Source organism: Bradyrhizobium sp. JYMT SZCCT0428 (assembly GCF_018131075.1).
Lineage (GTDB): Bacteria > Pseudomonadota > Alphaproteobacteria > Rhizobiales > Xanthobacteraceae > Bradyrhizobium.
In genome coordinates this window covers 38,614-60,873 of the sequence record NZ_JAFCLS010000048.1, presented here as the reverse complement: position 1 = coordinate 60,873, position 22,260 = coordinate 38,614, and the positions used below count along the sequence as shown (strand labels likewise).

General features: G+C 63.2%; 23 protein-coding genes. 14 read left to right on the top strand and 9 right to left on the bottom strand.

The window, feature by feature from the left end; translation table 11 throughout:
* Nucleotides 1-197 precede the first annotated feature (197 nt).
* From JQ575_RS34955 to JQ575_RS34940, 4 genes are all read right to left on the bottom strand, one after another.
* Nucleotides 198-2,258 (bottom strand): peroxidase family protein, encoded by a 2,061-nt coding sequence (locus JQ575_RS34955; RefSeq protein ID WP_212037757.1) that lies wholly within the window; start codon nt 2,256-2,258, stop codon nt 198-200.
* A 188-nt stretch (nt 2,259-2,446) separates the two neighbouring features.
* Nucleotides 2,447-4,213 carry a flotillin family protein gene (locus tag JQ575_RS34950; RefSeq protein ID WP_212037756.1) on the bottom strand — a complete coding sequence of 589 codons (1,767 nt, stop codon included), beginning with the start codon at nt 4,211-4,213 and terminating at the stop codon, nt 2,447-2,449.
* 1 nt (nt 4,214) lies between these two features.
* A complete protein-coding gene (locus tag JQ575_RS34945) occupies nt 4,215-4,865 on the bottom strand; it encodes an OB-fold-containig protein (RefSeq protein WP_212037767.1) in 651 nt (216 codons plus the stop codon).
* Between the two features lie 8 nt (nt 4,866-4,873).
* On the bottom strand, nt 4,874-6,004 hold the full coding sequence (locus JQ575_RS34940) for a PspA/IM30 family protein (RefSeq protein WP_212037755.1): 1,131 nt from the start codon (nt 6,002-6,004) through the stop codon (nt 4,874-4,876).
* A gap of 120 nt (nt 6,005-6,124) precedes the next feature.
* Here JQ575_RS34940 and JQ575_RS34935 point away from each other — a divergent pair, with 120 nt between their 5' ends.
* Nucleotides 6,125-7,522 (top strand): Nramp family divalent metal transporter, encoded by a 1,398-nt coding sequence (locus JQ575_RS34935; protein WP_212037754.1) that lies wholly within the window; start codon nt 6,125-6,127, stop codon nt 7,520-7,522.
* 19 nt (nt 7,523-7,541) lie between these two features.
* Here the strand turns inward: JQ575_RS34935 and JQ575_RS34930 are convergent, their stop codons facing one another.
* The 3 genes from JQ575_RS34930 to hemB all read right to left on the bottom strand — a co-directional run bounded on the left by JQ575_RS34930 (nt 7,542) and on the right by hemB (nt 10,384).
* The gene (locus tag JQ575_RS34930; protein ID WP_212000030.1) at nt 7,542-8,318 is read right to left on the bottom strand and encodes an arginyltransferase; all 777 of its coding nucleotides are present in this window, start codon (nt 8,316-8,318) and stop codon (nt 7,542-7,544) included.
* Between the two features lie 160 nt (nt 8,319-8,478).
* The gene (locus JQ575_RS34925; protein WP_212037753.1) at nt 8,479-9,027 is read right to left on the bottom strand and encodes an RDD family protein; all 549 of its coding nucleotides are present in this window, start codon (nt 9,025-9,027) and stop codon (nt 8,479-8,481) included.
* A gap of 295 nt (nt 9,028-9,322) precedes the next feature.
* The gene (hemB, locus tag JQ575_RS34920) at nt 9,323-10,384 is read right to left on the bottom strand and encodes a porphobilinogen synthase (protein WP_212037752.1); all 1,062 of its coding nucleotides are present in this window, start codon (nt 10,382-10,384) and stop codon (nt 9,323-9,325) included.
* Nucleotides 10,385-10,581: 197 nt separating this feature from the next.
* Here hemB and JQ575_RS34915 point away from each other — a divergent pair, with 197 nt between their 5' ends.
* The 4 genes from JQ575_RS34915 (at nt 10,582) to JQ575_RS34900 (ending at nt 12,891) form a co-directional block, all read left to right on the top strand.
* Nucleotides 10,582-11,064 (top strand): DUF6163 family protein, encoded by a 483-nt coding sequence (locus tag JQ575_RS34915; protein ID WP_192733586.1) that lies wholly within the window; start codon nt 10,582-10,584, stop codon nt 11,062-11,064.
* Nucleotides 11,065-11,468: 404 nt separating this feature from the next.
* Nucleotides 11,469-11,984 carry a transcriptional regulator LdtR gene (gene ldtR / locus JQ575_RS34910; protein WP_192733585.1) on the top strand — a complete coding sequence of 172 codons (516 nt, stop codon included), beginning with the start codon at nt 11,469-11,471 and terminating at the stop codon, nt 11,982-11,984.
* A 439-nt stretch (nt 11,985-12,423) separates the two neighbouring features.
* Nucleotides 12,424-12,651: a hypothetical protein gene (locus JQ575_RS34905; RefSeq protein WP_212037751.1), complete on the top strand. Its 228-nt coding sequence runs from the start codon at nt 12,424-12,426 to the stop codon at nt 12,649-12,651.
* An 18-nt stretch (nt 12,652-12,669) separates the two neighbouring features.
* On the top strand, nt 12,670-12,891 hold the full coding sequence (locus tag JQ575_RS34900) for a hypothetical protein (RefSeq protein ID WP_212037750.1): 222 nt from the start codon (nt 12,670-12,672) through the stop codon (nt 12,889-12,891).
* Between the two features lie 7 nt (nt 12,892-12,898).
* On the opposite strand, the gene JQ575_RS34895 is transcribed toward JQ575_RS34900, so the two are convergent.
* Nucleotides 12,899-13,699, bottom strand: coding sequence for an HpcH/HpaI aldolase/citrate lyase family protein (locus tag JQ575_RS34895; RefSeq protein WP_212037749.1), 801 nt, complete (start codon nt 13,697-13,699; stop codon nt 12,899-12,901).
* A 101-nt stretch (nt 13,700-13,800) separates the two neighbouring features.
* A complete protein-coding gene (locus tag JQ575_RS34890) occupies nt 13,801-14,727 on the bottom strand; it encodes a ketopantoate reductase family protein (RefSeq protein ID WP_249167114.1) in 927 nt (308 codons plus the stop codon).
* Nucleotides 14,728-14,930: 203 nt separating this feature from the next.
* On the opposite strand from JQ575_RS34890, the gene JQ575_RS34885 reads away from it, so the two are divergent.
* The 9 genes from JQ575_RS34885 to JQ575_RS34845 all read left to right on the top strand — a co-directional run bounded on the left by JQ575_RS34885 (nt 14,931) and on the right by JQ575_RS34845 (nt 22,260).
* Entirely contained in the window at nt 14,931-15,557 is a 627-nt protein-coding gene (locus JQ575_RS34885) for a glutathione S-transferase family protein (protein WP_212037747.1), read from the top strand.
* Between the two features lie 299 nt (nt 15,558-15,856).
* Nucleotides 15,857-17,158 (top strand): serine hydroxymethyltransferase, encoded by a 1,302-nt coding sequence (gene glyA / locus JQ575_RS34880; RefSeq protein WP_192733577.1) that lies wholly within the window; start codon nt 15,857-15,859, stop codon nt 17,156-17,158.
* 25 nt (nt 17,159-17,183) lie between these two features.
* Entirely contained in the window at nt 17,184-17,666 is a 483-nt protein-coding gene (nrdR, locus tag JQ575_RS34875) for a transcriptional regulator NrdR (RefSeq protein WP_192733576.1), read from the top strand.
* The gene (gene ribD, locus JQ575_RS34870; protein ID WP_212037746.1) at nt 17,663-18,817 is read left to right on the top strand and encodes a bifunctional diaminohydroxyphosphoribosylaminopyrimidine deaminase/5-amino-6-(5-phosphoribosylamino)uracil reductase RibD; all 1,155 of its coding nucleotides are present in this window, start codon (nt 17,663-17,665) and stop codon (nt 18,815-18,817) included. Before nrdR ends, ribD begins: the two co-directional genes overlap by 4 nt.
* Nucleotides 18,818-18,927: 110 nt before the next feature.
* On the top strand, nt 18,928-19,536 hold the full coding sequence (locus tag JQ575_RS34865; RefSeq protein ID WP_212037766.1) for a riboflavin synthase: 609 nt from the start codon (nt 18,928-18,930) through the stop codon (nt 19,534-19,536).
* Between the two features lie 174 nt (nt 19,537-19,710).
* Complete coding sequence (ribH, locus tag JQ575_RS34860) at nt 19,711-20,202, top strand: 6,7-dimethyl-8-ribityllumazine synthase (protein WP_212037745.1); 492 nt, start codon at nt 19,711-19,713, stop codon at nt 20,200-20,202.
* Nucleotides 20,203-20,204: 2 nt separating this feature from the next.
* On the top strand, nt 20,205-20,702 hold the full coding sequence (nusB, locus tag JQ575_RS34855; protein ID WP_212037744.1) for a transcription antitermination factor NusB: 498 nt from the start codon (nt 20,205-20,207) through the stop codon (nt 20,700-20,702).
* A gap of 149 nt (nt 20,703-20,851) precedes the next feature.
* On the top strand, nt 20,852-21,847 hold the full coding sequence (gene thiL, locus JQ575_RS34850) for a thiamine-phosphate kinase (RefSeq protein ID WP_212037743.1): 996 nt from the start codon (nt 20,852-20,854) through the stop codon (nt 21,845-21,847).
* A gap of 203 nt (nt 21,848-22,050) precedes the next feature.
* Complete coding sequence (locus JQ575_RS34845) at nt 22,051-22,260, top strand: cold-shock protein (protein ID WP_209844148.1); 210 nt, start codon at nt 22,051-22,053, stop codon at nt 22,258-22,260.

The following is a 22,260-nucleotide window of genomic DNA, read 5'->3' as shown; positions in this document are numbered from 1 at the left end:
TGGCTTTATTGGCCCTCATTGTCCGACGACAGGACGGTCCAACCCACCCGTTTCCCGACAAGCTGTGGGGCAACGAAAAAACCTCCACACGTGAAGTGTGGAGGTTTCTCACCTTGATGTGTCAGCTATGTCTCCCAACACCAGTGATCTGTCCGGGGCCAAACACTCGTCCCGGCCATCCACGTCTTGCTGACCCATCAGACGTCGAGCAGAAAGTCGTGCTTGCTGAGTTCATAGGGCCGCACGCCCGTCAATTCGATCCAGTCGTCGCCGACCTGCACGATCGTGTTGCCGTGATTGCCGGAGATTTTCACGTCGCGAAAGTCGAGACGGCCGGCGTGTTTGAACACCAGCAGATCGACGTCGGGATCGAAGTCGGTGATCCTGGCTTTGGTGGCGCCGGAATCGAACACGAAACGATCCGCGCCGGCATGGCCTGTCATGGTCTGCTTGCCGGTTCCGGCGAACAGGTAATCGCCCTGCGGACCGCCGATCAGGGTGTCGGTGCCATCGGAGCCGATGACGATCTGGCGGGCGTCGGGGTCTTCGGACTCGACGCCGCCGGCAAGGCCGGTGTGCCGCACGTAGGTGACGAAGACGTCGTCCTGGATATGCTTGGTGTCGGTATTGCGCAGAATGATGTCGGCGAGCGTCGTGCCCTTGATCTCGGACAACGTCTTGGCATCGAAGCCCTGGTTCTCGAACCAGAGCCGGTCGCCGTCGCGCAGCGCCTCGAACTGCATCGTCAGGATGGCTTGAAAGGTTTCGCCGACCAGCGCGCCGGGGACATGGTTTTCCGACAGGCCGCCGGTCCACAGGCCGACATTGTTGACATTGCCGTAGGCCGCCTTCAATCCGGCCAGCGTCTCCGGGTCGCTCGTGATCTGGCTGAAATCCGTGTAGGGGTCGAGGCCGAGCGCTTCACGAGTCTGGTTGAGCGTGCCGAGGCCGAGGTCGCGCGCGCGCTGGATGTTGATCGCGGCGAGATCCATCGACACCGGCGCATCGACCAGAAAGTTGCGCAGATCCTCGACGATGCGCGCATCGAGCGCCTGCGACGGATCGGCGGCCAGATGGCGCAGTTGTCCGTCGGCGCCGCCATTGTCGATGAAGTTGGCCGCCGGCTGGAAGAACACGTCTTTCAGGTCCTCCTCGGAGCCGGCGATGACCTCACCGTTTTCCGCAAGGCCTTCGGTTTCACCCGACACGATCGAATGTCCAAAGCGGAACGCCGCGGCGACGAATTCCAGCGTCAAATGCGGATCGACATTGGGGTCATAGCCGTCATAGGGCGTCAGCGCGTCCTTGCCGACGAGGTTCGGCAGGAATTCCGAATAGGTGATGTTGGCGATTTCCGCCGACACGATGGCGCGGGCGTAATTGTAGAGCTGGTCGCCGCTCCAGTTCGGATGCTCATGATGCAGTTTGTCGACCTGGTAATTGTGTTCGCGCACGAACAGCGTCTGCAGCGCGGTCAGCGCCGGATTTTCCGCAGCACGGCCGTCGCCAGCCACCACCATGCCGTTGACGATGGGCAAATTGTCTCCCGCCGACGTCTTCATGTGGCCGTCGGCGGTGCGCAGGCTGGCCGCGATCGCCGCGCTAGACCCGTAGACCATCGAGGCGTCGAGCCAGGCGGAATTGGAATTGACCGCCATCGCCAGATTGGATGTGCCCGGACCGGTCGTGGGATCGATCACGGCGCGGGTGATCCGAATGATGGAGCCGGCCGGGAAGACGGGATCGCCAGCGGGAACGACGACGCTGATGTCGTTGACGCCGTCGGTCCGCGTTAGCGTCATATCATGGTCGATGAACTGGCCCCAGGCATACATGAACGCGGAAACGCCTTCCGGGTTCGCCACGTCGGCATCGCCGGCGCCGACCACGAGATTGCTGATGGTGCGTGGATTGTTGCCGCCCAGCGGCACCGAAATGCCGTCGGCAAAATGCGCCGTGCCGATCCGTGCGAATTCAGTGCCGGCGGCGTTAAGGGTGGAATCCGACCGGTTGTTCTGCGAGCCGTCGAAGCTGCGGTACTCGATTTTTACCGGCTGCGGACCCGGTTGGCAGTCATGCGGGCCATGAGAGCCGTGGCCCCCGTGAGAACCATGAGATCCGTGAGAGGGGAGGGCATCGTGCGAGCCATGTGAACCGTGAGCCTGGTGCGGCAGGAAAAAATGCTGGGAAAAATTGCCGAAGTGGAAATCGTCATGGTCTCCGTCCCTGCCGCCAAAAGCCCGCTTGAGCTGACGCATCGACCGCCTCCCTGACTTGCAATTGCGAATTATTCGCAACTAGTGTCACTAATGAGAGGCATTTGCAATAAGGAAATGAAGAGGGACGAACGCGCCGTATCCGACAGGCGCAAAAAAGCCCGCCGCATCGACTGCGGCGGGCTTCTCTCAATTTGCGATCTTGACGGCGGATCAGGCCGTCATGGCGACTACGATTTCGGTCCGAGCGTCGCCTTGCCCGTTCCGGAGATGGTGTTGGGTGGGGTATCCGCGGAGGCAACCGGCGCCGCTGGCGCCTCCACTTCAGTCAGCGGGTCGCTGCCGGCACGCAGCGCATTCAACAGGCTGGTCATGCCGTCGGGGCCAGCCGGGAAGCCGGCTTCGGCGAGAATCCTGTCGATCATCGGCTTGAACGCCGATACCGACAATAGCTGCGCGGCGAGACCGTCGCCGAGCCCGAGACCGCCGTTGCCGCCGCCATTCATCGCGCCGTTGCCGCCGCCGCGGCCCAGCATGCCGCCGGTATCGAATATCCGGATGTCGGAGATCTTCTCGATCGGCTTGACCGCTTCGGCCAGCGCGCTCGGAATGATGTTGATGCGGGCGAGGTTGAGGTCGTATTCGATCATCTCGGCACCGAGCTTGTTGCGGGCCTCGGCCTTGAGCGCCGCCACTTCGGCTTCGGCTTCACCGAGCGCCTTGACGCCGGTCGCGCGCGTGGTTGCGGCGTCGGCGTCGGCCTTGGCGAGCACATTGATCGCTTCCGCCTTGTTGGCGGCGGCCTGCCGTTCGGCTTCCGCCATCACGGTGATCGGCATCGCATCGGTTTCCGCCACCTTGCGCGCCGCGATCACGTTGATGATCTTGTCGCGCTCGGCGATTTCGGTGGCCCGTGCCGTCGTGACCTTTTCTTCGGCTGCGATCGCAAGCGCGCGCGCCGTCTCGGCGATGGTCTGCGCTTCGGATTGCTCCTTGTTCTTGGTGGCGACGACGATCGCCGCTTCCTGCGCCACGATCTGGAGATCACGCTCCATTTCGGTGGTGCGGCGCTTCACCGCCAGATCAGCCTCGATCTTCTTGGTGTCGCGGGCCTGGTTGGCTTCGGTCTGGACGTTGGCGACGGCCAGTTCCTGCTGGATGCGGTATTCGGCCTCGTTCTGCAACGCCGTCTGCTCGACCTGCGCGGTCTGCGCGCGCATCGCGGCGGTCTTGTTGGCGATGTCGCGCTGCTGCGCCAGTTCCGCCTCGCGCTTGGTGCTCTCGATCGTCAGCGTGGTCTGGCGCGCGACCAGGTCCTGCTGCGCGATGTTGACCTCGGTGGTGCGGACGATCTGGTTGCGCTCCTGCTCACGCTCCTTGGTGATCTTGGTCAGCGTGGTGAGGCCGTGCGCGTCGAAGAAATTGCTCGGATTGAAATGCTTGATGTCGCTCTGGTCCAGCCGCGTCAGCGAAACCGATTCAAGCTCGAGGCCGTTGTTCTGGATGTCGGCGCCGACCGCGTCCTGCACCGATTTGACGAAGGTCGCGCGCTGTTCCTGCAGCTCTTCGAGATGCATGGTGGCGGCGACCGAGCGCAGGCCATCGACGAATTTCGCCTCGATCAGTTCGCGCAATTCAGCGGCGTCGTTGGTGCGGTTGCCGAGCGTCTGCGCGGCCAGTGCGATCGACGACATGTCGGGTTTGACGCGGACGTAGAATTCGGCGCCGATGTCGACGCGCATGCGGTCCTTGGTGATCAGCGAGTCCGGACCGCCGCGGGCGACTTCCAGCCGCAACGTCTTCAGATTGACGGCTGCCGTCGAATGGAAAACCGGAAGCACGACGGAGCCGCCGTCGAGGACGACTTTCTGGCCGCCGAGGCCGGTTCGCACATAGGCTTCGTCGCGGGTCGAACGCCGGTACAGCGTCGCGAACATGAAACCGATGATGACAAAGAGAAGGACGCCGATAGAAACCGGTACTGCAAGTTCCCACATGTTATGCCCTGTCTGATGACTGCTGTTGTGCAATGAGGTCGGCTGGTGCGGAGATGGCGATAAAGCTCTTGGTGTCGCGGTCGACCAGCAACACGTTGCTGCCGACCGCAAGCGCGTTCGAATCGTGGGCGGCGCGCGCCGGCACAGAGTGCCAGTTGCCGAAGACATCCTTGAGACGGACGCGGCCGGGCAGTCCCTGGTCGAGCGGACCGATCGAAACCACAGCGACCTGACCAACGAAATCGGAATCATCGACCGCATAGGTCTCGTCACGCGGGATTACGCGCGCGATACCGCGGCTGGTGGCTCTGACGGCCGGTATGGTGCCGATGATGGCGACGACGGCGGCGATCGGGGCGGGGATGGAAATTCCGACGCTGTGCGCGATGGCCTGCAGAAAAAATCCTGCAATCGAAAAGATTCCAAGCGTCAGCAGCAGGAGGATCAGAAGCGGAACGCGTCCCGCATTGATCCAGAGGAACAGGCCGGAGATGGCGCTGTGACCGTCGGCCTCGACCTCGACGTCCTTGCCGACGATGTGGCTGAGCGAAAGCCCAACCATCGTCGACAGCAGTTCGATGATGGCCAGCACGATCACGATCGCCGCGGCAATCGTGAATGGCCGGACGTCCGCCGCCAGCAGGAGGTCGATCACGGTGCTCATTGCGAGGATTTGATCTGCGCGAGACGTTCGCTGATCGCTTTTTCGCGATGCAGCCGGTCGAGTTCATCGAGGTCCTTGTCGCCAGACGCGCTGCCTGAGGGGACGCCGGTCACACGCGAGATCGCGGCCATGGCCCGTTCGGCTTTGGCCGTTTTCGAAGCCGGGGCGGAGCGGCCGGCCTCCTGCGGGGCATGTTGCGCGATGCTTTTCTCGAGATCGGCAAGCCGCGCCTCGGCTTCCCGGCGCGCGCCCAGCATCGCCTGCAGCGCCTGGGTCTGTTCCTCGATTTCGAGCTGGACGAATTCCATCGCCCGCTCCAGTGCCGTGCCCTGGGATTCCAGATCGATCTGACGCGCGACGCCGGCGCGCGCGAGGTCTTCGCGGTTCTCGGAGACCGCCAGGCGGACCTTTGCGGTCAAGGCGGCGACTTCGCTGTCCAGCTCCTCACGTCGCCGCTTGAGACGGAATTCTTCGGCGCGGGACTTGCCGAGCGCGCTGCGCGCCTCGTCGGCGCCGGCGTCGATCTCGCGGATCGCCTGTTTGACGAGAGCCACCTTGTTGTTGTCTTCCACATCGTCAATCGCCTGACTGGCGATGGCGGCAAGCAGGCGGCCGCTGCGTGCGAGGATACCTTCATGGACCATGGTCTTCTCCTCCGGTTGGATTGATGTCGATTTGACGCCGATGTGGATCTCGTAAGCGTGGCCGTCTGAGACCAGGTGAGCCGGGAAGGGACTTTCCCAACCGGCGAGGTAGCCCGGGACTTCGAATGGAACCATGACGCGCCCTCTGACTGTGCTGATGGTCAGCGTTGTTGGTCCCTTGATTGCGAACAGTTTGTCGTCGAGCGGGATTCGGCGGTTCATGGTTCCGGCCACGTAGCTGGCGCGGTCGCGCAGGCCGAGGGTCACCAGACGTGCGGGCAGGCCGGTCTCGATGCGAATTTTCTCGTAGGCTTGCGCATGAAGCGACACCAGGTTCGCGCCTGATGGCGCGACGTCCTCCAGGATCTGCATCATCCGGTCATAGGCCGCAAAGGTCGCCTCGATGGCTTCGACGCCCGCTGCGTCGGGGGCGAGCGCGTAGCGCAGAGTGGCAGCAGGGGTCTCGGCAGGTAATTTGATCATGGGTAGATCATAAAGCACTTCCTGAGTGCTTTACAAGGTCGGGGTGGTATCATTTTCGTGATCACCAGATGCAGTTGCAAATTAGTTGCAATAAGGACGATTATCGGCCATCTTGTTGATATGGATGCGCGAACGCCCGAATTGGGCCGAGGGACTAATTCGGAGAAACGGACTGTGGCCTTGCAGGACGCTGCCGGCTGGCGTGCCGACGCCGCCGCCAATAGGCAGGCCAGTCTGCCCGAGGTCAACGCGACCATCGCGGTGCCGCTCGGTGGCCATTGGGTACGCCGGCTGCTGGCGTTTCTTGGGCCCGGCTATCTGGTTTCCGTCGGCTATATGGATCCCGGCAATTGGGCGACCGACCTCGCCGGCGGATCGAAGTTCGGCTACACGCTGCTGTCGGTGATCCTGCTGTCGAACCTGATGGCGATCCTGCTGCAGGCGCTCGCCGCACGGCTCGGCATCGTCACCGACCGCGATCTCGCACAGGCCTGCCGCGCCAGCTTTTCGCGTCCCGTCAACTTCATGCTGTGGCTGGCCTGCGAGGCCGCGATCATCGCCTGCGATCTGGCGGAAGTGATCGGCACCGCGATTGCGCTGAAGCTGCTGTTCGGCATTCCCCTGATCGGCGGCGCGCTGATCACCGCGCTCGACGCCTTCCTGCTGCTGCTTCTGATGAACAAGGGATTTCGTTTCCTCGAAGCCTTCGTCATCTCACTTCTGATCGTCATCGCGGTCTGCTTTGCGATTCAGATCTTCGCCGCCGCGCCGCCGGTTGCCGCGATGTTGCGCGGCTTCCTGCCGTCGACCGAGATCGTCACCAATCCGGAGATGCTGTACATCGCGATCGGCATCATCGGCGCCACCGTGATGCCGCATAATCTCTATCTGCACTCCTCGATCGTGCAGACCCGCGCCTATCCGCGCACCGACGAGGGCCGCCGCGACGCGATCAAATGGGCGACGACGGACTCGACCATCGCGCTGATGCTGGCGCTGTTCATCAACGCCGCGATCCTGATCGTGGCCGCCTCGACGTTCCATTCCAGCGGCCGTACTGATGTGGCCGAGATCGGGCAGGCGTATGAGCTGTTGTCGCCGCTATTGGGCCTCGGGATCGCCTCGACGCTGTTCGCCGTCGCGCTGCTGGCGTCCGGCCTCAACTCGACGGTGACGGCGACGCTGGCCGGCCAGATCGTGATGGAAGGCTTTTTGCACCTGCGCCTGCCGAACTGGGCACGGCGTCTGATCACCCGCGGCGTCGCGATCGTCCCCGTCGTCATCGTCACCGCGCTCTATGGCGAGAAGGGCACGTCCAACCTGCTGGTCTTCAGCCAGGTCATCCTGTCGATGCAATTGCCGTTCGCGGTGATCCCGCTGGTGCGCTTCGTTTCCGACCGGCGCAAGATGGGTGATTTTGCGATTTCCCGCTGGGTCGCCACGGTGGCGTGGATCGTGGCCGGGATCATCGTGACGCTGAACGTCAAGTTGCTCTACGACACGTTGTTCGGCGGCTGACAGCGCTGAACCCGTACCCCTAATCCTGCGGCTCGGTCAGCACTTCGCCTGACGCGTCGATGCGCAGCCAGCCTGAGGGCGCCAGCCGCTGTTGCGGCAGGAAGCGGCCCTTGTAGTCCATCTTCTTGGAGCCCTCGATCCAGTAGCCGAGATAGACGTAAGGCAGCCCCAGCCGCCTTGCGCGCGTGATGTGGTCGAGGATCATGAAGGTGCCGAGCGAGCGGCTTTGCTCCGACGGCTCGAAGAACGAATACACCATCGACAGCCCGTCGCTGAGCACGTCAGTCAACGCGACGGCGATCAAATCCTCGCCGCGGCCGGTGATGCCGGAATCGACGTTGCGCTTGCGGTATTCGATGATGCGGGTTTCGACGTGGCTGTCTTCCACCATCATGGCATAGTCGAGCACGGTCATGTCGGCCATGCCGCCATGGCGGTGGCGGCGATCGAGATAGGCGCGGAACACCGAATATTGTTCCGAGGTCGGCACCGCGCTGCGCTGCTCGCCGATGATGTCGGCATTGCGCGCGAGAATTTTGCGGAAATTGCGCGAGGGCCGGAATTCGTTGGCGACGACGCGCACGGAAACGCAGGCGCGGCACTGGTCGCAGGCCGGCCGGTAGGCGATCGACTGGCTGCGGCGGAAGCCGCCATGGGTGAGGAGGTCGTTGAGATCGCCGGCCTTGTCGCCGACCAGATGCGTGAACACCTTGCGCTCGTGCCGTCCCGGCAGATAGGGGCAGGGCGAGGGCGCCGTCAGGTAAAACTGCGGGGTATCACGCGAATGCTGGGTCACGTCGGGTCGTCAGGCCTCCGAAACACGAACGATAACGCTATCCGGTGAACAATTGGTACCGGTGGCACAAAGTTCGGCCCCGATCCTGATCCGGGCCGAACAAACCTCAGCATCGCGCCGCGGGGGCTGACGGTCAATCGCTTTGGCGTGTGACATCCCCTCAATAGGCGCGTGCCGGAGGTACAACCTGTGTGCGAACCGAGCTGTTGATGACAACGGTTCCCAGCACGATGTCGTGCAGCAATCGCCGGCGGCCATTGAACAAGCCGATCAGGAGCACCAGCGGCGTCAGGAACGAGATCGACACCCAGAACAGCACGGCATGGGTGGCGCCGAGCACGAAATAGCCCGGCGCGCCGTACCAGGTGCGCAGTTCCAGATCCATCGCGCGCATGCCCACAGTCGCCGAATGCGGCCCGCCGAGGGAAGAGCCGTAATAGACGATGGCCCAGACGATCGTGGCCGGCCAGGCCAGCCAGAACAGCGCCCAGCCGAGCCCAAGCGTGATCAGGCCGAACACCGCGATGAAGAGGTAGCCGAGGATGACAGGGACCGACAGCACGACGAGGTCGATCAGGAACGCGAATACCCGCCGCGTCAGCAGGCCGCGAAACAGTTCCGGCTGCAAATCGGGGTCGAACGCATGCGGCTGCACGCCGCCATCGTTACGCCAGCCGCCACCGGTATTACCCGAACCGCTATACGACATGATCAATCCTCCAGACCGTGCATATTCCCGCAAGCCAACACACCAAGCCAAGACACCAAGCCAAGACATTCAGCCGAGACATGGGAACCGCCCCCGCGCGCGCAAGCCCTGCGACGGTTACGAAACGGCAATATTCAGGCGATTCGGGGGCTGGGAGTTAGTTGCTCGCCGTTTAGGGCCGTCATTGCGAGGAGCAAAGCGACGAAGCAATCCATCCATCCGCGCATGCCGCACGATGGATTGCTTCGCTACGCTCGCAATGACGTTGAGAGGGCAGGGGCCGGTTACCGGCCCCTCAGCTCTCCGCCTTGATCTTCTCCGCCGCCTTCGGCGCAAAGTACGTCAAAATACCGTCGGCGCCGGCGCGCTTGAAGGCGAGCAGGCTCTCCATCATCGCGCGTTCGCCGTCGATCCAGCCATTGCCGGCGGCTGCCGCGATCATCGCGTACTCGCCCGACACCTGGTACACGAAGGTCGGCATCGCAAAGGTGTCCTTTACCCGCCGCACGATGTCGAGATAGGGCATGCCGGGCTTCACCATCACCATGTCGGCGCCTTCGGCGATGTCGAGTTCGACCTCGCGCAGCGCCTCATTGGAATTGGCGCTGTCCATCTGATAGGTGCGCTTGTCGCCGGTCAGCGTCTTTGCCGAACCGATGGCATCGCGGAACGGGCCGTAGAAGGCGGAGGCATACTTCGCCGCGTAGGACATGATCTGCACGTCGGTAAAGCCTTCATCGTCCAGCGCCTCGCGGATCGCACCGACGCGGCCGTCCATCATGTCGGAAGGCGCGATCACGTCGCAGCCGGCTTCGGCCTGCACCAGCGCCTGCCGGACCAGCACGGCGACGGTTTCGTCGTTGAGGATTCTGCCGTCCTCGATCAAGCCGTCATGGCCGTGGCTGGTGAAGGGATCCAGCGCGACGTCGCAGAGCACGCCAAGGCCCGGGAATTCCTTCTTGATAGCGCGCACCGACTGGCAGACGAGGTTGTCCGGGTTCAGCGCCTCGGACCCCTGTTCGTCGCGCAGCGAAGGGTCTGTATAGGGGAACAGCGCGATGCAGGGGATGTTCAGCTTCGCCGCGCGCTCGGCATCACGGACCGCCTGATCGACAGTGATGCGGTCGATGCCGGGCATCGAGGCGACCGCGGTGCGGGTATTGTGGCCACCGACGATGAACAACGGCCAGATCAGATCGTCGGTCGTCAGCACGTTTTCCCGCACCATCCGCCGCGCCCATTCGGCCTTGCGGTTGCGCCGGGGGCGGATCGCGAGGTCGAGCGGGGCGTAGGTGAGGGCGGTCTGGTGCCGCGGTGCGTCGCGCATTTCGATCGGACGCCCGAATTTGATCGCCATATGATGGTACTCCCCGGCGGAAGGCTGATTTGGCCTGATTTGGACCTGGTCTAATTCTAGCATTCCGGAACGGCCGCGTCACCGCAGCTTGATTTGCGCCGGCGGCAATTGATTTTGCCGCCCCGGCGGGCCAAGACTCTGCCTATACCAAGACTCCGCCTATAAGGACCCGTTTTCGCCTGTGAGCACCGATTCTCATGTCTGACACCTCCGCGCGCGACCCGTCGCGGGATAACAGGGACAATGCCCGGGACAATGCGATGTCAGTGGCGGCGATCTCTTCCGAGCGGATCGAGCCTGATGACAACGCGTGGACCCGGCGACTGGTGCTGTTCCTGCGCATCATGGCGGTCATCTCGATCGCCAAGGGCCTTTACCATTGGGCGCAGGTGACCGGTTTCATCGGCGGCGAGGAAGAGGCGTTCGAAAACCAGTCGATGGCCTGGCAGACCGCGACGATCTATTTCGCCGTGATCGAACTCGTCGCCGCCGTCGGTCTGTGGCTTGCGACGCCCTGGGGCGCGGTGGTGTGGCTCACGACAGTGGTGTCGATGGCGGTGATCGAGCTGATGTTTCCAGGCATCTACGGCGGCAGCCTGACGGTGGTCGGCGTCGAAGCCGTGATGCTGGCAGCCTACCTCGCACTCGCCTGGATGGCCGCGCGCGAACGGCCGCCATAGCACGCCACGCGCTGATCTTAACGACCGCATCCTGATTTGATGGCGCGCGTCCCAAAACGCGCCATGCATTCCCATAAGATTTTCGACGATTTTGGCGGTAACTTTTCAGTCACCGTAAAGGGTTCCCCCACGTCGGTTACCCAGGCGTTTCGAATTCAAACGAACCTGTTTTGGAATGCGACAACCCTGCCAGACGAAGCGTGAACAGAGGCCTGCCACCGTCAATGAAATCTTGCGAAAAGCCCTTTATCCATGGGCTTAATCCGCGATTCACTGTCTTAAATTCATGATCTCTTTATTGTCTTATTTAAGCGGATCTTCAAACGGCCCCCTTAAGTTGAAGCTATCAGGCGGGACAAAAGTTTCGTCGAATAAGTCGATAAAAACGACAACAGGGGAATGTCATGATGAAAGCCGTTGCAACGGCGGTGGAAACCGCTGAACGCTCTGCCGGTCAAGCTCCGGTGCAGCCGCTCTATCTTGAAGCATTGACTTTGGTGGAGCGGCTGCATCGCCGGCTGCTTGACGTGATCAAGGATGAATTCGATCGCCGCGGCCGCGCCGATATCAACTCGGTGCAGGCGCTGCTGCTCTATAACATCGGCGACAAGGAATTGACCGCGGGCGAGCTGCGCACGCGCGGCTATTACCTCGGCTCCAACGTCTCCTACAATCTGAAGAAGCTCGTCGAACTCGGCTTCCTCGATCATCAGCGTTCGCGCGTTGATCGCCGCTCGGTCCGCATCCGTCTGACCTCGCAGGGCCAGGAAATCCGCAAGATCGTCGACGCGCTCTATCAGAAGCACGTCAAGACCGTGGAGCAGGTCGGCGGCATCTCGAACGAGGAGTTCGCGACGCTGAACAAGTCGCTGCACCGGCTCGAGCGGTTCTGGACCGACCAGATCCTGTATCGGCTTTGAGATTTACATAGCGTTTTCGAGCGAAGTGGACTTCCGGTTCGCGTGAAGAAAACGCGTCAAATAAGAATTCGAATCCGCGGCCAAGCCGGCCACTCAAAAGACCGGCAGCCAACAGCGGATCATGAACTGGCAAGGCAGTAAGCCCTGCCCAAGGCGCATCGGCTCCGGGTTACCGGATCCGGTGCGTTTTGCTTTTTGGGTCTCAGTATCGAGTGGAGCGGATTCATCCTTCGCGACGCGCGCAAGAAGTGTTTCGGGCATAGCCGCTTCGAGTGATGGCGGACACAGTTTTACCCGATAAAGCGCATCAAAACAACAAGCTGCATCTCAATTCTAAGGCGACGCAAGAATTGGCGCGCGCCACCCAAAAACCGGTTTCCCGGAATGGAACTTCTGCCGGGCTCGCGCATTATCGCTGCTGACACGGGGACCGAAGAACATGCTCGTCGAGCGCGGATTGCGGCTGATGAATGTCGAGGTGGTGGGCGACGCTTACGCCATCGCTTCGAACTATCTCCGCAGCACCGGCGCCATCCCGGATAGTTTCGCCACCGACGAGCGGCTGCTCGAAATCATCGTGCAGATGTTTCAGCGCGGCGAACTCAATAAGATCCGCCTCGCCAACAAGGCGATCGCCAAATTCGAAGCCGAAACCTACATCGCCTGACCCCGACCGGAGTACTTCATGGAAGCCGCCATCGACCGCATCATGCACACCTACGACCTGCTGGTGAACCGCAGCTCTGCCGCGAACGATGAAGCGCGCGAAAAGGTGACCGATTATGTGAAGACGCTGTTCGAAGCCGGCGAAAAGGACACCCACCGCCTGACCGTGTGCGGCCTGACCTATCTGCGCCAGCTCGACGGCTCTACCGACCCGGTGAAGGCAGGCTATACGGGGATGTGAGGCTAGCTCAGCCCGCCTTGCGATCCGCTTCGAACTTTCGCAACGAAGCCGACTTGAGACTGGCGCCGGCCAGCATGTAAGCGTGATCCGATCCCGTCAGGATGAACTGCGCGCCGAGACCGGCGTAATGCTTCATGGCGTCCGGTTCGTAGACGCCGCCCATGCCGAGGAATTTGCCTGCCTTGCGGCACGCCGCGCCAACGCTGCGGTAGGCCTCCTCGACACGCGGATGCAGGATTTGACCGGAAATACCCATTTCTGCGGTCAGGTCGGAGGTTCCGATCAGCAATCCGTCGATCCCATCGACGGCGGCAATCCCGGCGGCATTGGCCACGCCTTCGGGGCTCTCGATCATCGCGACGACCAGGATTTCCGGATTGATGGCGGCCTGGGCCTCGGCGGCGCCTGGCGGCTTGTAACCGAACAGAGCGGATGGTCCGCCCCAGCTCCGCGATCCCAAAGGCGGATAACGAAACGCGCTAGCGATGCGCCGGGCCTGATCGACCGTATCGACATGCGGTACGATGACGCCGGCAGCGCCGTTGTCGAGCGCCCGCGTGCCTTCATCAATCGCGCCTGCGCAAATTCGGACGATCGGCGTGATGCCGGTCGGCAACGCGGCGATGCAGATCTGCGCGACGTCATCCTGGGAAAATGCACCGTGCTCGAGGTCAATGAAGATCCAGTCGTGCCCGGTCGCCGCAGCGATCATGCCCGCTGCCGCGGTGCGCAAATGGTGCACGCCGAATCCGAGGGCGAGCCCGCCCGCCCGCAATTTCCTGATCGTGGCGTTCTCGACAAGCGGCATAGCTTCTCCGTGATGTCGCGCATGGCGGCGCGTCGCAAAAGTGGTGGCTACAGTGCCGACCTGTCTGGCGATGTAAAGGACATGGCGCCTCGCGCGCTCCGTCAACCCGCCTGCCTGCCCATGATGTAAGGCTTCAGCATCGCATACATCAGGCTGTGCGTCGGCGTCGGCACGCCGAGCTTCTTGCCGAGCTCGGCCACCTTGCCGCCGAGCCAGGGCAGCTCCAGCCGGTTGCCGCGCTCGAGGTCGAGCGCCATCGATGGCTTTTGATGCGCGGGCAGGCTGTCGGAATATGCTGATATCGTCTCCACCGCCGTGTCCGGCAGCGCCACGCCGTAGGCGCGGCCGACATCCATCACTTCGCGGTAGGCCGACATCAGCACGGGGCGAATGTCAGGATCGTCGCGGAGCGCACCGATCGGCTGGCGCGCCAGCGCCACCGCGCTGGCGTTGGCGGCGAGCAGGATGAACTTCATCCACAGTTCGGTGAGGATCGCGTCGCTCAGCTTGGCCTCGAAGCCGGCCTTCAGGCACAGCGCGAGAAATGCCTCGCCGCGCGGGCTGCTCCTGCCGTCGAGTTCGCCGAACACCATGCGCATGAAGGTGCCGACCTGCTGGATCACGCCGGGGGCTATGATGTTCGCGCTGATCTGCGCGACGCCGCCCATCACGGCGTTTTTTCCCAGGATCGGGATCAGCCTTTCTGCGGCATCGACGCCGTTCTGCAGCGGGATGACAGCCGTATCGGGTCCGATCAGCGGCTTGATGGTTTCGCCCGCGCTTTCGACGTCCCACAGCTTGACGCAGAACAGCACGAAATCGACCTTGCCGATCCCGGCGGGATTGTCGGTCGCCTGTGTCGGCACCAGATGGATGTCGCCGCGTTGGCTTTGAACCTTCAATCCGTCGCGCTTCATGGCCGCCAGATGCGCGCCGCGCGCGATGAAGGTGACATCCGCGCCGGCTTTCGCCAGCGCCGCTCCATAACCGGCGCCTACGCCGCCGGTGCCGACAATCGCAATTCGCATCATTCTCTCCTCGTTGGCGAAAACCTAGCACCGCAGGCCGATACCACGCAAAGGTGTGTTTGCGCCTCGTCATTGCGAGCGAAGCGAAGCAATCCATGCATCCGCCCTCGAAAGTATGGATTGCGTCGCTTCGCTCGCAATGACGGCGTTAGAAATCTCTGTTAAACAACAACATTAACAAGAAACCCCTCGAGGAAACTGCCATGCTCACGGTTCATCATCTCAACGACTCCCGCTCGCAGCGGATCCTGTGGCTGCTCGAAGAGCTCGGCACGCCCTATGAGATGAAGCGCTATCAGCGCGATGCCACGACGCGGCTGGCGCCGCCGGAACTGACGGCGATCCATCCGCTCGGCAAGTCGCCTGTCATCACCGATGGCGGCACCACGATCGCGGAGTCCGGTGCGATCGTCGACTACATCATCCGCAAATACGGAAAAGGCGCGATGATGCCGGCGCCCGGCAGCGCCGACTATGAGGCGTACAATGAGTGGCTGCATTATTCGGAAGGCTCCGCGATGCTGCCGCTGATGCTGAACCTCTATGTCGGCAGGCTGAAGGAGGCGGGCGCGCCGCTGCATCCGCGCATCGACAGCGAACTGGCCAACCATCTCGGCTATGTCGATCGCGCGCTGAAGGGGCGCGAGTTCTTCGTCGGCCCGTCGCTGTCCGGGGCCGACATCCAGATGAGCTTTGTCGGCGAGATGGCAAAGGTGTTCGAAAAGCTTGCCCCGTATCCGAACCTGGCGGCCTGGCTGACGCGCATGCACGCGCGCCCGGCGTTCCAGCGCAGTGTGGAGAAGGGCGGGGCGTACCGGTTCGCGAAGTAGGTCCGTGTCGTTCCGGGGCGCGAAGCGAACCCGGAACCTCGAGATTCCGGGTTCGATGCTTTGCATCGCCCCGGAATGACGAACGGGTGGCCCGGCCCTAGGCCGGGGCGACGGTGGGTTATTTGCCCGGGACTGGCATCCCCGCCATCCCCACCATATCTTGCATAAATATCAGACGGATACCGCAAATGCTTGGCCGGCCCGGGCCGATGTGGTATCTCGCAAGCGCTTCTTTCGACCGCCACACGTAACCGACCGTTTTGCCCCTAAGGGCTTGCGGCGGTGGAGATATTCGGCCCATGACATCTAGCAGCAAGACCGCCTCCGCGCCCGACTCGTTCTTCACGGCAACCCTCGCCGAGGCCGATCCGGAAATCGCCGCCGCCATCAAGGGTGAACTCGGCCGGCAGCGCCACGAGATCGAGCTGATCGCCTCGGAAAACATCGTCAGCCGCGCGGTGCTGGAAGCGCAGGGCTCGGTGATGACCAACAAATACGCCGAGGGCTATCCGGGCGCGCGCTACTATGGCGGTTGCGAATGGGTCGACGTCGCCGAGACATTGGCGATCGATCGCGCCAAGAAACTGTTCGGTGCCCAGTTTGCCAACGTGCAGCCGAATTCGGGCAGCCAGATGAACCAGGCGGTGTTCCTGGCGCTGCTGCAGCCCGGCGACACCTTCATGGGCCTCGATCTTGCCGCCGGCGGCCATCTGACCCACGGCGCGCCCGTCAACATGTCCGGCAAATGGTTCAAGGCGCAGCACTACACCGTGCGCCGCGACGACCAGATCATCGACATGGACGATGTTCAGCGCCGCGCCGAGGAAGTGAAGCCGAAGCTGATCATCGCCGGCGGCTCGGCCTATTCGCGCGCCTGGGACTTCAAGCGTTTCCGGGAAATCGCTGACAGCGTTGGCGCCTATCTGATGGTGGACATGGCGCATTTCGCCGGCCTCGTCGCCGGGGGCGTCCATGCCTCGCCGGTGCCGCATGCCCATGTCACCACCACGACCACGCACAAATCGCTGCGCGGCCCGCGCGGCGGGTTGATGCTGTGGAACGACGAGACGCTGACCAAGAAACTCAACTCGGCGATCTTCCCGGGCCTGCAGGGCGGTCCCTTGATGCACATCATCGCCGCCAAGGCGGTGGCATTTTCCGAGGCGCTGCGGCCGGACTTCAAGATCTACGCCAAGAACGTCGTCGAGAACGCCAAGGCGCTGGCGGAAGCGCTGCGCGCGCAGGGCCTCGACATCGTCTCCGGCGGTACCGACAACCACCTGATGCTGGTTGATCTCAGGCCCAAGGGCCTGAAGGGCAACGTCTCGGAAAAGGCGCTGGTTCGCGCCGCGATCACCTGCAACAAGAACGGCATTCCGTTCGATCCCGAAACGCCGTTCGTCACGTCGGGCCTGCGTCTGGGCACGCCGGCGGCGACCACGCGCGGTTTTGGCGTCGCCGAATTCCAGCAGGTGGCTTCCATGATTGCCGAAGTGCTCAACGCGCTGGCACAATCGCCCGACGGCAAGGCGCCGCTGGTGGAAGCCGCGATCAAGGAACGCGTCAAGGCACTCACCGACCGCTTCCCGATCTATCAATAAAGGCCACAGGTAAGGGATTCTTGGGATGCGCTGCCCCAGCTGCAACAGTCTCGATACGCAGGTGAAGGATTCGCGCCCCACCGAGGATTCCGCCGTGATCCGGCGGCGGCGGGTCTGCATCGCCTGCAATTTCCGCTTCACCACCTTCGAGCGGGTGCAGCTGCGCGAACTGACCGTGATCAAGCGCAACGGCCGCCGCGTGCCGTTCGACCGCGACAAGCTGGTGCGCTCGCTGCAGATCTCCCTGCGCAAGCGCCCGGTCGATCCGGAGCGCGTCGAGAAGATGGTCTCCGCCATCGTGCGCGAGCTCGAAAGCGGCGGCGAGGCGGAGGTTTCCTCGGAAGCGATCGGCGAGATCGTGATGGAGCATCTGCGCCAGCTCGACGACGTCGCCTATGTGCGTTTTGCCTCGGTCTATCGCAACTTTCGCGAGGCCAAGGACTTTGAAGCCGTGCTCGGTGAGCTGTCCGGCGAGGAAGACGCACGGGTCACCGCGTTACGCAAATGATCTTCCGCATTCTGGAAGACCAGTACGCGCAGAAATCCAGAGAGTCCAAAGCCGCGGACGCGCGCTTCATGCAGCTGGCGCTGGCGCTCGGCCGGCGCGGGCAGGGCCGCACCTGGCCGAACCCCGCCGTCGGCGCCGTCATCGTCAAGGACGGCGTCATTGTCGGGCGTGGCTGGACCCAGCCCGGCGGTCGGCCGCATGCCGAGCCGGATGCGCTCAAGCGCGCCGGTGAAGCCGCGCGCGGCGCCACGCTCTATGTGACGCTGGAGCCGTGCTCGCATTTCGGCAAATCGCCGCCTTGCGTCGATGCCGTGATCGCATCGGGCATTGCCCGCGTGGTGTCGGCGATCGAGGACCCCAATCCGGAAGTGGCGGGGCAGGGCCACGCCAAATTGCGCGCCGCCGGGATTATCGTCGATGTCGGCCTGAATGCCGCGGAAGCGGCATACGACCATGCGGGGCATTTCCGCCGCATCCGCGACAAGCGCCCGCATGTGATCCTCAAACTGGCCGTCTCCGCCGACGACAAGATCGGCGCCGCCGGCCGCAAGCCGATCGCCATCACGGGCGAGCCCGCTAGGACCCGCGTGCATCTGCTGCGCGCGCAATGCGACGCCATCCTGGTCGGGATCGGCACCGTGCTGGCCGATGATCCGGTGCTGACCTGCCGCCTGCCGGGGATGGAGCATTTGTCGCCGGTACGGGTGGTGCTGGATCGGAGCTTGCGGATTCCCGGCACCAGCCGTCTGGTGCAAACCGCGCGCGAGACGCCGCTCTGGGTCATGACGTCGGATCTCGCCGAAGCGCCGGCCGCCATGAAGCTCGGCGCTGCCGGAGCGCAGGTGATCCGCGTCGCAGCGTCAAGCACGCCGCCGGGGCTGGATCTGCCGGCCGTGCTGCGTGCGCTGTCCGACAAGGGCATTTCGCGGCTGATGGTCGAGGGCGGGGCGCGGGTCGCGTCGTCCTTTGTATCGGCGGGGCTGGTCGACGAGGTCTGGCTGCTGCGCGGACCTGATACGGTCGGCGCGGACGGCGTTCCCGCGCTGGACGCATTGCCGCTGTCGGCTCTCACCGGGTCGCCCGCGCTAAGAGTCCGTGCTAGCGAAAGCGTCGGCGAAGACACACTTACGATCTACGAGCGCACTGCCTAAGTTCGTCATGCCCGGGCTTGTCCCGGGCATCCACGTCTTGGCCGCAAATGAAAGAGAAGACGTGGATGGCCGGGTCAAGCCCGGCCATGACGGAGCTAGAGGGACTTGTTGTGTTCACCGGAATAGTCACCGATATCGGCGAAATCGTCAGCCTGACGCCAACGGCGCAGGGACAATTGCATCGCTTGCGCATCGCCTGCCGCTACGATCGCGCCACCATCGCCGATGGCGCCTCGATCGCCTGCAACGGCGTCTGTCTCACCGTGGTCGCCTCCGGCGTCGATGATGGCAAGACCTGGTTTGACGTCGATGCCGCAGCCGAGACGCTCGGCATGACCACGGCCAAGCACTGGGGCAAAGGCACAAAACTCAATCTCGAGCGCGCGCTGAAAATCGGCGACGAACTCGGCGGTCACATCGTGGCCGGCCATGCCGACGGCATCGCCGGCATCGTCAAGCGCGACGATCTGCCCGATATGGCCAGGTTCGAACTGCGCACGACGCGGGAACTGGCGCGTTTCATCGCCGTCAAGGGTTCGATCACGCTGGATGGAGTGTCATTGACCGTGAATACGGTCGAAGACGTGGTGTTTTCGGTGCTGATCATTCCCCATACGCTCAGTGTCACGACACTGGGGGGCTGGAACGCGGGCAGCGAGGTCAATATCGAGGTCGATCTGATGGCCCGCTACGCGGCGCGGCTGTCGGAAATGAAGTAGGCGTAACCCTTGGCTTTGGACGTCGCTGCGCCTAAAACGCCGGCCAAACCCTCATGGTGAGGAGGCGCTTGCGCCGTCTCGAACCATGAGGCCCGGAAACATCACGGCCCTTCGAGACGCGGCCAAGCGGCCGCTCCTCAGGGTGAGGGCACCGATCAAGACGGAAGAGACATAATGGCAGACGCACGGCGCGCACCGCTGAAAGATCAGACCGACATCAAAGGCGCGCGCGCGCTGATCGTCGAGGCACGCTTTTACGACGACATCCAGGACGCGCTGCTGGAAGGCGCCGTCGCCGAATTGAAGGCAGCCGGGGTCACGCATGACGTCATCACCGTGCCCGGCGCTTTGGAAATCCCCGCCGCGATCGCGATCGCGATCGACGCGGCCGAGAACAACGGAAAGCCCTATGACGCCGCGATCGCGCTCGGCTGCGTGGTGCGGGGCGACACCATTCATTTCGAGATCGTCTCGATCGAATCCTCGCGCGCGCTGATGGACCTTGCGGTCGCCAGGAAGTTCCCGCTCGGCAACGGCATCATTACGGTCAACACCGAGGCGCAGGCCTGGGCGAGGGCGCGCGCCAGTGAACTCAACAAGGGCGGCGACGCCGCCCGCGCGGCGCTCGCGATGCTACGGATCAAACGCCGGCTGGCAAAGGCCTGACGATGGCAGACACCAAGAAGCCCGCTCCGAAAAGTCCGGACAAGAAAGCCAACCGGCGCGGTGCGGCGCGGCTCGCCGCGGTGCAGGCGCTGTACCAGATGGACATTGGCGGCGCCGGGATCAATGACATCTTCGCCGAGTTCGAGAGCCACTGGCTCGGCAACGAGGTCGAGGGCGACAAATATCTGCCGGCCGAGGCCGCGTTTTTCCGCGACGTCGTCTCCGGCGTGGTGCGGGATCAGGCCAAGCTCGATCCCCTGATCGACGATGCGCTGTCGAAAGGATGGCCCTTGAAGCGGATCGACGCGATTTTGCGCGCGGTGCTGCGGGCAGGGTCTTATGAACTGGAGCATCGCAAGGACGTGCCCGGCCGCGTCGTCGTGTCCGAGTATGTCGATGTCGCGCACGCCTTTGTCGAAAAGGACGAGACCGGCATGGTGAATGCGGTGCTGGACCAGATCGCGCGGCAATTCCGCGCCGACGAGTTCGCGCGTGGGTAGGTGATAACGATGACCTTGGCCGTAGCCGTCATCCTGAGGTGCCGTAGCGAAGCGGAGGCCTCGAAGGGTGGCGGCGTGCCACTGCGTCTCGGCCGTGCATCCTTCGAGGCTCGCAAGGGCTCGCACCTCAGGATGACGGGTCTAAAGTAATGACCAACGGCAAACCAGTGTCCGGAGAAGACTCTCTCATCGCGCGCTATTTCAGGCCGATCGCGACCGACCCTGGCGCCTTCAATCTCGATGACGACGCCGCCGCCCTGAAGCCTGATGGCGACGACATCGTGGTGACGACGGACGCCATCGTCGAAGGCGTGCATTTCCTCCCCGACGATCCGCCGGATACCGTTGCGCGCAAGGCGCTGCGGGTGAATCTCAGTGATCTCGCGGCCAAGGGCGCGGTGCCGGCCGGTTTCGTGCTGACGCTGGCGCTCCGCGATACCGACGAAGCCTGGCTCAAACCGTTCGCGGCCGCGCTCGGCGAGGACGCTGCACAATTCGGCTGTCCGCTGCTCGGCGGCGATACGGTGTCGACGCCCGGGCCACTGATGGTCTCGGTCACCGCGTTCGGGCGCGTGCCATCAGGCAAAATGGTCCATCGCAGCGGCGCCAAACCTGGCGACCGGGTGCTGGTGACCGGCACGATCGGCGATGCCGCGCTCGGGCTTGCCGTGCTCGGGGGCGGAAAGGTCCATGCAGCGGTGAGCGATGTAGCGGCGCGCGATCTGCTGGTCGGGCGTTATCGGGTACCGCAGCCGCGCGTGGGGCTCGCGGAAATCGTTCGCGACCATGCCGGTGCGGCGATGGACGTGTCCGATGGGCTCGCCGGCGATCTCACCAAGCTGTGCGGCGTGTCCGGTGTTTCCGCTGCGATCGATCTGGAATCAGTTCCGCTGTCGGATGCCGCGCGCGATCTGGTGTCGCGCGGCATCGTCGGAATCGAAACATTGATCGCCGGAGGCGACGATTACGAAATCCTGTGCACGGTGGCGGAAGACCGGGTCGATGCGTTCGTGCAAGCCGCGCAGGGCGCCGGCGTGGCGGTAAGTTCCATCGGAACCGTGCTCGCTGGAAGTGGAGCGCCAAAATTCCTCGACGGGCAGGGCGGCGAAATCGTGCTGAAACGGCGCTCCTACAGCCATTTTTGAGCGTCGCGGCGGCGCCCGCGGGCCTTTATTTCCGGCCAGCCATTGCAATTTCCCGGAAAATCTATAGTTGTGCGCGCATTCGATTGCCGCCGTGCCTTGCTGAACGCGCCTGTTAGGGCATTTTCCAGAGACATCGTCGATTGGATTTGAATCCGTGCGATCGCCGTGCGGAATGAAAGCCTACGTGCTTTGGAGAATAGAAAATGGCTACGGGAACTGTGAAGTGGTTCAACGGTCAAAAGGGTTTTGGATTCATTCAGCCGAACGACGGCAGCAAGGATGTGTTCGTCCACATCAGCGCCGTTGAGCGCGCCGGCCTGACCGGTCTGGCCGAAGGCCAGAAGGTCGAGTTCGAACTCAAGACCGACAAGATGCGGGGCAAGGTAAGCGCAGAGAACCTGTCGCTGGCCTGA

Bases quoted from the DNA above. Each gene is read 5' to 3' on its own strand.
- ribD (WP_212037746.1), top strand. From the start codon at position 17,663: ATGATCTTCCGCATTCTGGAAGACCAGTACGCGCAGAAATCCAGAGAG.
- hemB (WP_212037752.1), bottom strand. From the start codon at position 10,384: ATGGCGATCAAATTCGGGCGTCCGATCGAAATGCGCGACGCACCGCGG.
- JQ575_RS34900 (WP_212037750.1), top strand. From the start codon at position 12,670: ATGGAAGCCGCCATCGACCGCATCATGCACACCTACGACCTGCTGGTG.
- nrdR (WP_192733576.1), top strand. From the start codon at position 17,184: ATGCGCTGCCCCAGCTGCAACAGTCTCGATACGCAGGTGAAGGATTCG.
- ldtR (WP_192733585.1), top strand. From the start codon at position 11,469: ATGATGAAAGCCGTTGCAACGGCGGTGGAAACCGCTGAACGCTCTGCC.
- JQ575_RS34915 (WP_192733586.1), top strand. From the start codon at position 10,582: ATGTCTGACACCTCCGCGCGCGACCCGTCGCGGGATAACAGGGACAAT.
- JQ575_RS34935 (WP_212037754.1), top strand. From the start codon at position 6,125: ATGGATGCGCGAACGCCCGAATTGGGCCGAGGGACTAATTCGGAGAAA.
- JQ575_RS34925 (WP_212037753.1), bottom strand. From the start codon at position 9,027: ATGTCGTATAGCGGTTCGGGTAATACCGGTGGCGGCTGGCGTAACGAT.
- JQ575_RS34955 (WP_212037757.1), bottom strand. From the start codon at position 2,258: ATGCGTCAGCTCAAGCGGGCTTTTGGCGGCAGGGACGGAGACCATGAC.
- JQ575_RS34890 (WP_249167114.1), bottom strand. From the start codon at position 14,727: ATGCGAATTGCGATTGTCGGCACCGGCGGCGTAGGCGCCGGTTATGGA.
- JQ575_RS34895 (WP_212037749.1), bottom strand. From the start codon at position 13,699: ATGCCGCTTGTCGAGAACGCCACGATCAGGAAATTGCGGGCGGGCGGG.
- ribH (WP_212037745.1), top strand. From the start codon at position 19,711: ATGGCAGACGCACGGCGCGCACCGCTGAAAGATCAGACCGACATCAAA.
- glyA (WP_192733577.1), top strand. From the start codon at position 15,857: ATGACATCTAGCAGCAAGACCGCCTCCGCGCCCGACTCGTTCTTCACG.
- JQ575_RS34905 (WP_212037751.1), top strand. From the start codon at position 12,424: ATGCTCGTCGAGCGCGGATTGCGGCTGATGAATGTCGAGGTGGTGGGC.
- JQ575_RS34885 (WP_212037747.1), top strand. From the start codon at position 14,931: ATGCTCACGGTTCATCATCTCAACGACTCCCGCTCGCAGCGGATCCTG.
- JQ575_RS34950 (WP_212037756.1), bottom strand. From the start codon at position 4,213: ATGTGGGAACTTGCAGTACCGGTTTCTATCGGCGTCCTTCTCTTTGTC.
- JQ575_RS34845 (WP_209844148.1), top strand. From the start codon at position 22,051: ATGGCTACGGGAACTGTGAAGTGGTTCAACGGTCAAAAGGGTTTTGGA.
- nusB (WP_212037744.1), top strand. From the start codon at position 20,205: ATGGCAGACACCAAGAAGCCCGCTCCGAAAAGTCCGGACAAGAAAGCC.
- thiL (WP_212037743.1), top strand. From the start codon at position 20,852: ATGACCAACGGCAAACCAGTGTCCGGAGAAGACTCTCTCATCGCGCGC.
- JQ575_RS34940 (WP_212037755.1), bottom strand. From the start codon at position 6,004: ATGATCAAATTACCTGCCGAGACCCCTGCTGCCACTCTGCGCTACGCG.